Raw genomic sequence first — 12763 nt, 5'->3', positions numbered from 1 at the left:
AAGGGTCGAACGCACTGGCTTTGGCGCGCCGTCGATGCCAATGGCGATGTGCTCGATATCCTGGTTCAATCGCGCCGCAACAAGGTCGCCGCCCAGCGTTTCCTGCGCAAACTCATGAAACGTTGGGGCCAGCCTCGTGTCCTCGTGACGGATAAGCTGCGATCCTACGGCGCGGCCAAGGCGGAGATCGCACCCGGGATCGAACACCGCCAGCACAAAGGGTTGAGCAATCGGAGCGAAGCGTCCCATCGGCATACCCGAAGACGCGAGAAGATCATGGGCCGGTTCAAATCTCCGCGCCAAGCGCAGCGCTTTCTATCCGTGCACGATCAGATCGCCAGCTTGTTTCGCCCCAAACGCCATCGCCTGTCTGCCAAATCCTACCACCACGCGAGGTCCGATGCGCTCGACCTCTGGACAGGCTATACCGCAGAGCTGACGGCCTGATTGCCGAAAGCACCCAAAGGTTTGGTCGCGCGTCAACAACGTGACAAAGCCGGTTGCCCGATTGTGACCGACCGCTCCAGTGCAAGGAAGCCTACAAACTTTACCGTGAGGTTCAGGCAGCCGATATTCTCTCGATCCGAGCATTGCGAAATTTTTCGACACAACTGACAATCTCTGTCTGCATCTGGAACAGACAAGCCGCTGTCGAAAGCGCGTCGGCAAGGGCGGCAGAGGCGGCGGACACCGTGATCTCGCGCCATTGCATCTGCGTCGGCATTCCGGTGCGCGGATCAAGGATGTGTCCGACACGCGCGTCTTCGTCAAAAGTTGTGCCGAGCGGCGCAGAGGTGGCAAGGGCGCGCGCCGCAAGGGGCACGTCACCGCCCGCTGCAAGCTTGACGCGCCAGGCATTGCCGTCGGGATCGGTGCCAAGCGCGTGGAACTCTCCGGTGTCGATGAGGATGTTCGTCAATCCCTCTGCACGCAGCATCCCGGCCACGCGATCGGCGATATAGCCCTGAGCAATTCCGTTCAAGGTCAGCGCCATGCCCGGTCGCAGCGTGATGACCGAGGCATCGAAAGTGACGTCTTGCCAACCGGTCAGCGCATTGGCTTCGGCGATGGCGCGATCACTGGGCAACCTGCCTTTTGCCGAAGCCTCGGCGTAGCAGGCCCAAAGCGGCTGGATGGTCGGATCAAAGCGGCCGTCGCTGGCGGCATGAACCACACCCGCCACAGACAGGCATTCCAGCAACTCGAACGGCGGCGATTGCATCGCACCGGTGCGGTTCAGTTGCGATAGGGTACTCTGCGCACGATAGAGGCTGAAGATATCTTCCAGCCGCGATATTTCGGCGGCAACACGGGCGCTGATCGCCTTGGCGTCGGGATGAGCCAGACGCAATGTGGCGCGCGCGCCAAGGGCAACGCCCTGCCAGACATGGATTGGTTCCGCGCGGCCCATCCCCGGCATGGCGATGGCGGCAGCGCTGATGGCAAGGAAGCGGCGACGATTGGTCATGGTGTCATCCTTCGGATTTACGCGACAGGTCGCGAAGGCGCTGTTCAAAATCGGCTTCATCCGGCTCGTTGTCCAGTTCGACAGGCGCCAGAACAGCTGTGTCGGGAATCTCGGCCAGTCGCATGACCTGCCCGCCGTTGACTTCGGCAAAACTGGCGGCCTTGGCAGGGTCCGAAAATGGCACGAGTTCGGACGCGCCCATCCCGCCCATGACGCGCCCGCCAACGACATAAATTGCATCTTCTGCGGCGATCCAGTTGGTCGGACCGGGCGTATCCCAAGTGGCCCCTGGCGCGCCCATGTCATTGACCCAGATTGCCAGTATTTCATGGCTCTGTTCCGGCATCCGGGTATAGGCCACGGCATCGCGCACCTGGCTGAAAAACAGCGGCGCGCCGGGCAATCCGGCCAGATGGGCCTGCGCCTTCGGGCCTTCATGCTCCAGCAGATCCATCTGACAATAGTGCCCGACGGCCTCTTCAGTCAGTGGCAGAGCCGCGGTTTCTTGTGCGGTCTCTTCTCTGCAAGCCGTGAGGCCAAGCAGGCCGATGGCGACAAGGGCGGCTTTCATGGCTCGCCCTTTCGAAAGGCCATCGCAGCCAGAACCAGCGAGACCAGCGGCCAAATGACGATGGACGCCAGAGATTGCCACTGTGGAATGGCGTTGGCTGCGCCGCCGATACCCGAGGCAGCCGCCGTGGCATGTGCTGCGGTCAGGTTGAACAGACGAAACGCATCGGCCGGATTGGCAAGCAGTGCGACCGGAAAGATCCGGGTGGTGAACAGGCCGCCATTGTCGGCCACGACAGCGGCCAGCAACCCCAGATCGTAGAGCACGACCATGCCCAGCCAAAGCCCGATCGCCAGCCCGGCGGCACCGGAAACCCGGCGCGCCAGAGACGACAGCGCATAACCGAACCCGAGGAAGGCCGCGCCGAGCAAGACGGATGTCCAGGTCAGCCGCCAGAGGGCGCCCAGACCTGCCAGCGCCGCGGGATCGGCGGCTATGGCGACCACCGCCGCCGCGCCGTAGCCCGCCACGATCGCGACAATAAGAATAGCAGTATGCGCCACCAGCTTACCCGCCAGGATTTCCCAGCGGGCAACCGGATAGGTCAGCAGCAGTGGCAGCGTGCCACGTTCGACCTCGCCGGCCACGGCGTCGAACGACATCAACAGCGCCACCAAGGGCACGAGATAAACCGACAGCGACGTGAGTGAGGCAACGACAACCGACAGACGGTCCGCCCCCAGCACTCCGGTCGGGGCCGATCCGGCGGCAGACAGAACCAGCGAGAAGGCGACCATCAACAGCACCGCGATCAGCACCCAGCGGTTGCGTCGCGCAATGTGGATCTCCGTTGTAGCCGTGGCTAGGATGCGGGCGATCATTGGCCGTCCCTCCGGCTGAAATGGCTGTAGATATCCTCGAGGCTGGGCGGGATCACGTCGAGATCGGCGATCTTGTCGGTCAGGGCTGAAATGCGCGCCAGCGTGGTCAGCTTTTCATCCTGTGCGCAGGTCAGGTGCAGCACACCATTGACCCGGATCGCGCCGGGCAGGGCGGCAAGGATATCGCCCTCATAGCCGTTGATCGCGCTAAGATGCATCGCCACGGGCAGTGCCGCCTCGCGCCTGAGGTCCGGCAATGTGCCCTGCGCGACCATCCGGCCACCCGACAGGATCAGCAGCCGATCAGTGCGCGCCTCAACCTCGGTCAGGGCGTGGCTGGACAGCAGGATCGCCGCCCCATCGGCTGCCAGCCCGTCCAGCAGTTCATAGAAATCGCGCCGCGACACCGGGTCAAGGCCGCTGGTCGGTTCGTCCAGCACCAACAGGCGGGGTTGCCCGATCAACGCCTGCGCCAATCCGACACGCTGGCGCATGCCCTTTGAATAGGTGCCGATCCGTCGTTTCGCCGCGCCCGCCAGCCCGACACGGCCAAGCAGCTCCATCGCGCCCGATGGGTTCAGATTGCGCAGGCGCATGTACTGGGTGATCTGTTCCAGCCCGGTCAGGGCCGGGTGAAAGGCCGCATTCTCGGGCAGATAGGCGACCTGGGCGCGGGCCTGCGCACTGCCCGGTGCCGCGCCGCAGATCGAGATCTCCCCGCCATCGGGTGCGATCAACCCGAGGATCACCTTCATCAGCGTCGATTTACCGGCGCCGTTGTGGCCGAGTAATGCCACACGCTCGCCCGGCGCCACGGCAAGTGAGACATCGGACAGGGCTTTGACCCCGCCGAACGCCTTAGTGAGACGCGAGATCGTTAACGTCGAAGTCATCGGGGTCACTTTCATTCCGCCGGGCGACCGCTTCGGCCTCCATGGCGGTGTATTCGGGGGCAACGGTTATGGATGGCGCGACCATCAGCGGCGCACTGTCAACCACACCGCCGGGAAGGGTTGCCGGAAAGCTGGACTGGGCCCAACGGATAAGCTGTACCGCGGGGGCACCGGTCAAAAGGGCAGCGGCGGGTTGCGACCACAGGATATGATCCATCAGATCGTTCGGGCGAAAGCTGCTGTCGGCAATGCCATCGCCGCCAAGATCAAAGCCGGGATGGTCCGACCAGTAATTGCCGCGCCCTTCAAAGCTCCACTCGATATCGCGTGTGCCGACATATTTCACCTGCGTCCGGTTGCCGATAAAGGCGTTCCCGGTCAGCACGTTGCGTTCGGACCCGGCGGTAAAATGGATGCCGATGTTGCAGCCCTCGAACCGGTTGTCATAGATCAGATTCTTGTGCGCGTTATATATAAAGGTGCAGCGATCCGTGCCGCCGCGCACCAGATTGCCCGAGACATCGGCATTGTTGGCATAGTTCAGCATCACGCCATGGCTGAGGTCCGACAGGCTCAGATTGTCCTTCACGATCGCCTTGTTCGAGAACATGATCGCAAAGCCAAGGTGGTTGCCGATGGACACATTACCCGACACTTCGGAATCATTGGTGTACATATAATGCACGGCAAACCGCAGGTCGCGGAACAGGTTATCGCGATAGATGCCGGTGCGCGAGGCGTTGGAAAAGATGCCGTCGCGCCCCCAGCGAACCGAATTGCCCTCGACCAGCGTTCCGGGAGAATTCCAGATATAGATACCGTTACCGCGATCATTCATGCGCGGGTTGCGGGTGCCCTCGATGGTATTGCTGCGCACCTGCGCATCGCGCCCGCCATGCACGTCGATACCGTGCAGATTGCCCAGCACGCGGTTGTTTTCGATCACGGCGCGGTCGGCCTGTTTCAGGATCTTGATGCCGGCGTCCAGTGTTTCGCCGCTCAGCCCCGATCCGGTGACGGTCAGCCCGCGGATGGTGACGTCTTCGGCATCGATGGTCACAACGGTGCCCATCCCCATACCGTCGATGATCGCGTCGATCTCCCCGGTCACGGTCAGCGGACGGTCGATGGTGACGGCCCCTTCATGGCGACCGGGTGCAAGGATCAGCACATCGCCGGGGTTGGCCCCGGCGATGGCTTTGGCAAGGCTCCCCGATCCGGGCACCACGTCGATATCGGCTGCCCAGAGGGGCAGCGCGACCGACAGGGACAGCGCAAGGATCAGGGAACGCAACATGGCTCAGCTCGCCTTTGGTTGGGTTTGCATCAGCTCGCCTTTGGCTCGACAAACATCCGGCCGCGCATCTCCATATGGAGCGCGTGGCAGAACCACTGGCAATAGTACCAGAAGACGCCCGGCTGTGCCGCGATGAACGTGACGGATGCAGTTGCCTGCGGCCCGATCTCCATTGCGACACCGTGGTTGCCCAGGGTGAACCCGTGGGTCAGATCGTCGATGTCATCGAGGTTGGTGACGATGATCGTCACCTCGTCGCCTTGCTGCACCGTGAACTTTTCCAGCGAGAAGCTGGGCGCGTTGGAGGACATGTAGACCCGCACCTTGTTGCCGTCGCGGATGATTTCTTCCTGCCAGTCATCCAGATCGACGCCATCGGCCTCGGCCTGCTTGCGGGTGTCGGCCCACATCGGGTCGTTGCGATCCCAGACCGATTTCGGGTTTACCTTGCTTGGATCAACAAGGATCGCGTCGTGCGGTTCGGCAAAGGTCGGCCCGTCGTGGATCAGGGTCATCTTGTCGCCGTCGATCGCGAACAACTGTTCGTTCTCGGGCTTGAGCGGTCCGACATTGAGAAACCGGTCCTTCGAGAACTTGTTCATCGTCAGATAGTACTTGCCGCTGGCCTCCAGCGTTTCACCCATCACCGTCGAGTTGTGGCCGGGCTGGTAATGCACGTCCTGCTTGGTGATGATCGGATCGACATCTTCGCCGTTATAGAGCTGGATCGCCTTTTCGATGTCCCACATCACCACCTGGCTGTCGAGGAACAGCGTGGTAAAGGCGCGGCCCTGACCATCAAAACATGTGTGAAGCGGCCCGAGGCCCAGTTCCGGTTCGGCCACCACGACGCTGCGCGGCTCGGCTTCGTCGTTGAACACTGCGTCCAGTTTGCGCACGTCGATCACCGACACGGTTGGCGACAGTTTGCCCGCGATGCAAAGGTGAATCTTGTCGGGTGCCATGTTGCAGCCGTGCGGGTTGTTCGGGATCGGGATGTAGCGGGTGTATTTCTTGTTCTGTCCCTTGCGCCCGTCGATCACCTTGACGCCGTTCAGCTCGATGAAGTCACCGTCTTCGATGCCCTTCTCGATTTCCTTGATGTTGAAGACGACGACGTGGTCCATGTCGGCTTCGGTCATGTCGGCAAGGTTCATGCCCATTTCCGAGTTGTAGGACGTCGAGAAGGCGTATTTGCCCTCATAGTCGCAATCGGTGTTGTCGAGGTTACCGGTCACCATGACTTGCCATGCCACGGTCATTTCGTCAGCATTCACAGCAGTATAGAAGTTCACGTACTTTTCCGGCTCGTCCAGAATCTTGCCGTCGTTGACCATCGGCACTTCGTCTTCGCCGTTACAGAAGACATAGTTGGTGCGCGGCCATTTTTGCGGACGCAAGCCGTGGATCGCTTTGGCGTTCGGGATCTCGATGATCTTGTCGCACTTCATCACATCGCAGCGCACACGGGCGACACGGGTGTTGGCCTTGTCGTTCATGAAAAGATAGCGACCGTCATAGGTGCCTTCGGTGAACGACATATGCGGGTGGTGCAAATCGCCGTTGGGCGGGAATTCGTGACCGTTGGCGGCCAGATATTCCTTGGTTTTGGGCAGCAAACCCTCGGTCAGGATTTTCTTGGACTCATTGCTGATGCCCCAGCCGGTGGCCGAACAGGTGTTGAACACCGGAATCCGCATCAACTCGCGCATCGACGGGATGCCGAGGATGCGCATTTCGCCGCACTGACCCGAGGACCAGAAGCCATAAAATTCATCCAGTTGGCCCGGACCGACCTCGGCTCCGGCGGCGGCGCGCGCGCTGGTCGTGGCAGCCACGGTCGCGGCTCCGACAACGGCACCGCCGGTCAGCATCGCACGCGTGCCGAATGCCCCGGCGAGGGCGGCACCCCCGGCGGTTGCCCCCAGCAGATTCCTGCGTGAAATCGGCAGTCTTTTGGTGTCAGACATTCTCTGTCCCTTCAGTTGACGGGTTGGTCTTTTTGTAAATTCGGGTGCCCGGCGATGGCGGCTGTGCGTCCCAGATCCGGCACGGCGCCAACCTTGGCGCGGCGGTTCATCTTCTTGATGACCACCGGGCAGGTGGTGGTGGACTGGTACAGGACCTGACAATGCAGGCAGTTGATACATTCGTTCGGGTTGATTTCACCCGTCGGATGGATCGCCTGTACCGGGCATTGGTGCGCGCAGGTCTGGCACGGATTGCCGCACTCCTTATACCGCTTGAGCCAGTCAAACATGCGAAGGCGCGCCGGAATCGCCAGCGCCGCACCCAGCGGGCAAAGATAACGGCAGAAGAACCGCTCGACGAACAGCCCCGCGACCAGCAGCCCCACGGCATAGACGACGAAGGGCCAGGCGCGCACGAAGTTAAGAATGATCGCGGTTTTGAACGGTTCGACCTCGGCCAGACGCTCGGCCTGTTCGATGCTGGTCAGCGACACGCCGAAAAGTCCGAGAAAGATCATGTATTTCAGCGGCCACAGACGTTCGTGCAGCCCCCAGGGCAGCGTCCATTGCGGAATCCGCAGCGCCTTGGCCACGCGGTTCAGCAATTCCTGCAAGGCGCCGAACGGGCACAGCCAGCCGCAATAGGCTCCTCGCCCCCAGAACAGCAGCGCCGCCGCCACCGCGAACCACAGGATGAACGTCATCGGGTCGAGCAGGAATGCCTGCCAGCTGAACCCCGACACCAGCGACCCGAACAGCGCCATCAGATTGACGACCGACAGCTGCGCATTGGCATACCAGCCCAGATAAACCAATGTGACCGTCAGGAACCCGATGCGGAACCAGAAGAAGACGCGTTCGTTGCGCGTGGCAAGCGACTGGAAGAAGAACACGCCGGTCAACAGGGTCAGCATGATGGCCAGAACAATGATTTCGGTGGTCTTGGCAGCCCAGATCCGTTTCCACAGCGCCTGATGCGCGTCAGCTTCGGTCTGGGTTGTCACTTCGACGACACCCGCAGGGACCGCGGGCGCGGGTGGGGGCGCGATGGAACGCAGGTATTTCGCCGGCAATTGGTAACCCAGATCGAAGGTGGTGAAGACCCTTTCGATCGCCGCCACATCGCGTTGCACCAGAAGCTGAATGCGAAACGGCTGGGTCGGGTCGAACCCGCTGTCGGCGGGGATCTTGAACATGTCTGATTCGTTGAAAACCGGCGCACCTTCGGCGGCGATGGTGTTGATGCGCTTGTGCAACCGGTCGCGGAAACGGACCGAAACATCGTTCTGAATCAATACGATCCGGTCAAAGATTCCACCTCGCACATAGCCCGAGCCCTTGAAGGAATAGAGGCCACGCCCGAAAATGGCGATCGCGTGTTCGCCCTCTTCCAGCCAATCCTCCAGATTTTCCGCGACTGCATCGCCCAGCAGGACGCGCGCGATGGCCGGGTGCGACACCAGCGCCGCCTGCATTTCAATGAATGTTGTCTCGGGGGCCTCTGTCAGGGCGCGTTTGGCGGCGCGCGGATCGTCCATCGCGGCGAAGGCGGCGTTGATCTGCCCGACGTCTAGCGAAAGACGCCGCAGGGTGCCGTCGCCCTCAAGCGTCATCCAGTCGGCGGCGGCTTCGGCACCCGGATCGATCTCGAACTGCGGCCCGGTGCCCTGTTCCTCGACGGCAAGACCACCGAGACCAAGTTGTCGGGCAACCTTGATGCCTGCACGGATGATTGAATCGTCGATCACCATGATGGTGACCGTCGCCCCTGAAATGATATCGAGCTGGTGCGCCGTGCCGCCGGATTCGGCCTCGGCCACAAGATCAAGCCCGCGGTAATTGGCCACCAGCGCCCTTACTTTGGCGTCCGGGATGCCGATCAACACGATTGGTTCCGAGTGTTTGACCAGTTGCACGCCGATGACCTGCGCCGCATTGTCAACGGCGACCATCGTATGGATCGGCTTGCCCGAGTACCCCGTGGTCGACACGAAATCGGACGTGACGAACGCCCAGCCGATCTGTTTTCCGTCCTTGAGGATCTGAATTGCCGGGATGTCCTGATGGGTGCTCCCGAAGGCCTCTGCACCTTCGACCAGTTGCCCGACCTCGACGTCGGGAACCAGTTTTGACAGAACGGACTGCGCTGCCGCCGGAAGGCCGAACAAAAGCATCAAGGCGAAAACGGTCAGGGTTTTCAAAAGGGTGTGAAAAGTCTTCATTCGTCGACGTCCCTTGCAAGGGGTCGCCCGTCGCTGCACATCGGATAGCCGGCAACCGAATAATCGCTAAAAATCACATGAAGGCGCGTCAACTTCGCAACCGGCGCCCCGGCAGTTACTCGCCACGCCGAAAGGCAGGCTGGCGCGAGAACGGGCATCGGCCGACCGGGATTGCGCGCAGCCTTCGGTACGGGCTGGGGGACAACCTTTTTCAACGCGACCGGTTCGATCCGATTCGAGAATTGAGTATAAGTGTACGTCATGCCAGTGGATCTAAGGGCTGGCGGAATGACACTCTTTGTTCTAGCGCAAAGATTAACGATTAAATTCGGTTTATTGGCGGGGCCCGCGCGGATTTTCCGACACTTACGCCGGCGATGGGTGCAGCACTGCGGAAAATCCGGGCAATAGGTGAATGTTGGGAGAGTATCGTATCAAAAATGCGGGGATCCGTTGCCGGATCACCTGCCTGAACGCGCGTTCAGGATTTGCCCACCTGCAGCGCTGTACCCGCGCCGCAGGTGGGCAAACAGCCTCTAGGAACCGCGTTCTGTCAGTCGAGCCCGTTCGCGGCTAAAATCTCTTCGATCGTCTTTTTGGCCTTGCCCGGCAACTTGGCCTTTAGGAAATCATCCGGAACCGGAGAGTCCGCAACCTGAATGACCATGACCATGCCCATACCTTGGTGCGGCTTGCATTTGACGCCGATCATGCCTTCAGTCGTCAATTCGACCTGGACCTCCTCGTTGATCTTTCCGACAAACGGCTCCTGGCCCTCGGGAGACATACCCTTGATGCTTTCTGCGTTGTGGCCTTTGTCGACTGCGCGAAAGACCACAGTGTCGCCTACCTGTGCCGAAACAAAGGCGGGTTCAAACACCATCACACCGGCCTCGCCCTTATTCAGCATATGAACCTCGAAGGTTTCGGCAGAGGCCAGCACCGGGGCGAGGGCAACCAACGAGGCGGCGAGGATATTTTTCAGTTTCATAGTATTTTCCTTGTTTGTCGTCGGGTCCGTTATCCAGTTCAGATGCGATATTGTCAGTGCTGGGCGTTACCCGACACTCCGCGCGGCCCGTCTGATCGTGCGGCCCGTCTGAAACATGCTGTATGTATGGAGTCTGTACATCCGATTTAAGGGTGAAGGCCGGAACAAATCCAGCCTGGGACTAAGTGCAGACGTACGCCGTCGCATGTTCAAGCATACTTTGTCGCAACCTACGAGCATTCCTCCCATTTTTGACGGGGTTCAGTCATAGAACTTAAACAACGCTTCAGTTCTATTGGCACGACGGTTCTCACGTGACGAGCGCAGGGAATGTCACCACAAACGTCGTGCCGATCCCAAGCTCGCTTTTATAGTCAATTGTGGCGTTATGCTGCTTCAGTATTTTCTTGCAGATATGCATCCCCAGCCCGGTCCCACGCTGCGAGGCGCGGGTGTCAGAACTATCCACTTGTGAGAAAAGTCCAAATACCTTTTCCTTCGAGCCTTCTGGAATGCCGGCACCGTTATCTCTTACAGCGATCTGCGGTCCATCATCAAAGCAGTGTTGACTTATTTCCACATTGCCCCCCCGTTTTGAGAATTTGAAGGCGTTCGAAAGAATATTTGCGATAACTCGATCCAATAGAATTTTATTACCATTCACAACGCAAGACGGACCCGTACCTAAAACCGTCAATGTCACATCAGAATCCGCGGCATAGTTCTGATATGCTTCAGCTGAAGTCTCGATGAGTTCGGTTAGATCGACTGGAACAAGCTCGGGTTCTGGGTTATCGAAGTCGTTTTTTTGGATGTCTAGGATGTCTTCTACTAAGGAAAGAAGACGCCGGCTGTTTTTGTAGGCGACACTTATCAGACGCAGTGTCATTTGCGGTTCTGCTGTCAGGAAATTATTCTTCATCAAGCCTAGCGCACCCATAATCGAGGTTAGTGGCGTACGAAGTTCGTGACTAACCACCGAGAGCAACTCGCTTCTGACCTTTTCCGAAACGACCAGATTTTCCATTGCGCTTCGGAGCGAAGCCGTCAATTCAGACATTTCTGACTTTTTGGACGAAAGTTCCGTAGAGTAGTTTAATAATTCCAACTTTTCACGATGTGAAATCAAAAGAGCGGTGATTGCTTGCCCTAGTTTTGACAAGGCCGCCTTTTCCTCATCAGAGTATATTTTGGATTTTAGGTCTAGAACGCATAGAGTGCCTAGGCGCATTCCAGGTTTAGGTTCCAAAACAGTCCCCAGGTAAGACCGAATGCCTGGAGCCCCTAATACGAACGGATTTTCAGCAAACCGGGCGTCGGGCGTCAAGTAGAATGTCTACCACCTCAAATTGGCGGCTTTCCATGATTGCATGTGTGCAAAAGGAAACTTCTCTGTCGGTTTCCCGTATGTCGTCTAAGCCGGTACTGGCTAGAAAACTCTGGTGGGTCTCATCAATTAAAGTGACCAGAGCAATAGGCGCGCCTACCAAGTTCGATGCCACTTTGCACAACCCTTGGATTTCTTCGAAAGGCAGCGATAGGTCGAGCTTCATATCGTGCAGAAACGATAACCTTTCGGCTTCATTCTCGGGAATAGGTATATTCAATTATCAACTCCTCACGTTCGCAAAAAAATCGGGATGTCCCGCTATGGTTGTTCTAATGAACGAGGGCGCGAGTGCTGATTTGCAAAAACCTTTCACTCAAAGCCAAGATTAGAAAACCTTTCCATACTTTCTTTATGAAAAACAACGGCATATATACTGCCTTGGTTCCCGGCATCCTGAGCAATTATTCGCGGTGCCATCACCTTCAGCATGACGCAGGACTACAATGTCCTGCGCAGCCGTCTGGTACGATCAACAAACGCTCGTTTTTGACATCAACACGAGCCCCTTGAATTTCTCCAGATGGGCTATTCAGCTGCTGGAACATCCACCAGCCTGTATCCGATCCCCGGTTCATTGATGAGAAGGCGGGGGTCGCCTGGGTCATCCTCCAGCTTGGCGCGCATACTGCGAATTGCAACGCGGGCTTTGTCAGGTTGTTGCCGCTCGACCAAACCTTTGGGTGATCTCGGCAATCAGGCCGTCAGCTCTGCAGTATAGCCTGTCCAGAGGTCGAGCGCATCGGACCTCGCGTGGTGGTAGGATTTGGCAGACAGGCGATGGCGTTTGGGGCGAAACAAGCTGGCGATCTGATCATGCACGGATAGAAATCGCTGCGCTTGGCGCGGGGATTTGAACCGGCCCATGATCTTCTCGCGTCTTCGGGTATGCCGGTGGGACGCTTCGCTCCGATTGTTCAACCCTTTGTGCTGGCGGTGTTCGATCCCGGGTGCGATCTCCGCCTTGGCCGCGCCGTAGGATCGCAGCTTATCCGTCACGAGGACATGAGGCTGGTCCCAACGTTTCATGAGTTTGCGCAGGAAACGCTGGGCGGCGACCTTGTTGCGGCGCGATTGAACCAGGATATCGAGCACATCGCCATTGGCATCGACGGCGCGCCAAAGCCAGTGCGTTCGACCCTT

General features: G+C 59.0%; 12 protein-coding genes. 1 reads left to right on the top strand and 11 read right to left on the bottom strand.

The window, feature by feature from the left end:
• Positions 1-447, top strand: a 447-nt coding sequence (locus tag FQ320_RS24460) for a DDE-type integrase/transposase/recombinase (protein ID WP_148475888.1), incomplete at its 5' end; no start/stop codon positions are given.
• Positions 448-559: 112 nt separating this feature from the next.
• Here the strand turns inward: FQ320_RS24460 and FQ320_RS24455 are convergent.
• The 11 genes from FQ320_RS24455 to FQ320_RS24400 all read right to left on the bottom strand — a co-directional run.
• Positions 560-1468 carry an FAD:protein FMN transferase gene (locus tag FQ320_RS24455; protein WP_148475887.1) on the bottom strand — a complete coding sequence of 303 codons (909 nt, stop codon included), beginning with the start codon at positions 1466-1468 and terminating at the stop codon, positions 560-562.
• 4 nt (positions 1469-1472) lie between these two features.
• Positions 1473-2039, bottom strand: a complete 567-nt coding sequence (locus FQ320_RS24450; protein WP_148475886.1) for a nitrous oxide reductase accessory protein NosL — start codon at positions 2037-2039, stop codon at positions 1473-1475.
• A complete protein-coding gene (locus FQ320_RS24445) occupies positions 2036-2860 on the bottom strand; it encodes an ABC transporter permease (protein ID WP_148475885.1) in 825 nt (274 codons plus the stop codon). Before FQ320_RS24445 ends, FQ320_RS24450 begins: the two co-directional genes overlap by 4 nt.
• A complete protein-coding gene (locus FQ320_RS24440; protein WP_148475884.1) occupies positions 2857-3753 on the bottom strand; it encodes an ABC transporter ATP-binding protein in 897 nt (298 codons plus the stop codon). Before FQ320_RS24440 ends, FQ320_RS24445 begins: the two co-directional genes overlap by 4 nt.
• The gene (locus FQ320_RS24435) at positions 3719-5050 is read right to left on the bottom strand and encodes a nitrous oxide reductase family maturation protein NosD (protein WP_148475883.1); all 1332 of its coding nucleotides are present in this window, start codon (positions 5048-5050) and stop codon (positions 3719-3721) included. Before FQ320_RS24435 ends, FQ320_RS24440 begins: the two co-directional genes overlap by 35 nt.
• Positions 5051-5079: 29 nt before the next feature.
• Entirely contained in the window at positions 5080-7020 is a 1941-nt protein-coding gene (nosZ, locus tag FQ320_RS24430; protein ID WP_148475882.1) for a TAT-dependent nitrous-oxide reductase, read from the bottom strand.
• 11 nt (positions 7021-7031) lie between these two features.
• A complete protein-coding gene (locus FQ320_RS24425) occupies positions 7032-9242 on the bottom strand; it encodes a NosR/NirI family protein (protein ID WP_148475881.1) in 2211 nt (736 codons plus the stop codon).
• 553 nt (positions 9243-9795) lie between these two features.
• On the bottom strand, positions 9796-10233 hold the full coding sequence (locus tag FQ320_RS24420) for a pseudoazurin (RefSeq protein WP_148475880.1): 438 nt from the start codon (positions 10231-10233) through the stop codon (positions 9796-9798).
• A 310-nt stretch (positions 10234-10543) separates the two neighbouring features.
• Entirely contained in the window at positions 10544-11395 is an 852-nt protein-coding gene (locus FQ320_RS24415; protein WP_187394072.1) for a sensor histidine kinase KdpD, read from the bottom strand.
• 139 nt (positions 11396-11534) lie between these two features.
• Positions 11535-11840, bottom strand: coding sequence for a hypothetical protein (locus FQ320_RS24410; RefSeq protein ID WP_148475878.1), 306 nt, complete (start codon positions 11838-11840; stop codon positions 11535-11537).
• Between the two features lie 476 nt (positions 11841-12316).
• Positions 12317-12763: DDE-type integrase/transposase/recombinase (locus tag FQ320_RS24400; protein ID WP_148475876.1), on the bottom strand; the 447-nt coding region annotated here is incomplete at its 5' end.

The organism is Oceaniovalibus sp. ACAM 378 (assembly GCF_008085915.1).
Classification (GTDB): domain Bacteria; phylum Pseudomonadota; class Alphaproteobacteria; order Rhodobacterales; family Rhodobacteraceae; genus Oceaniglobus.
The sequence above is the reverse complement of the archived record's forward strand: the minus strand, read 5'-3'. Positions and strand labels throughout refer to the sequence as shown.

Coding starts and splice junctions, on each gene's coding strand:
- FQ320_RS24420 (WP_148475880.1), bottom strand. CDS start 10,233: ATGAAACTGAAAAATATCCTCGCCGCCTCGTTGGTTGCCCTCGCCCCG.
- FQ320_RS24455 (WP_148475887.1), bottom strand. CDS start 1,468: ATGACCAATCGTCGCCGCTTCCTTGCCATCAGCGCTGCCGCCATCGCC.
- FQ320_RS24445 (WP_148475885.1), bottom strand. CDS start 2,860: ATGATCGCCCGCATCCTAGCCACGGCTACAACGGAGATCCACATTGCG.
- FQ320_RS24425 (WP_148475881.1), bottom strand. CDS start 9,242: ATGAAGACTTTTCACACCCTTTTGAAAACCCTGACCGTTTTCGCCTTG.
- FQ320_RS24435 (WP_148475883.1), bottom strand. CDS start 5,050: ATGTTGCGTTCCCTGATCCTTGCGCTGTCCCTGTCGGTCGCGCTGCCC.
- nosZ (WP_148475882.1), bottom strand. CDS start 7,020: ATGTCTGACACCAAAAGACTGCCGATTTCACGCAGGAATCTGCTGGGG.
- FQ320_RS24440 (WP_148475884.1), bottom strand. CDS start 3,753: ATGACTTCGACGTTAACGATCTCGCGTCTCACTAAGGCGTTCGGCGGG.
- FQ320_RS24450 (WP_148475886.1), bottom strand. CDS start 2,039: ATGAAAGCCGCCCTTGTCGCCATCGGCCTGCTTGGCCTCACGGCTTGC.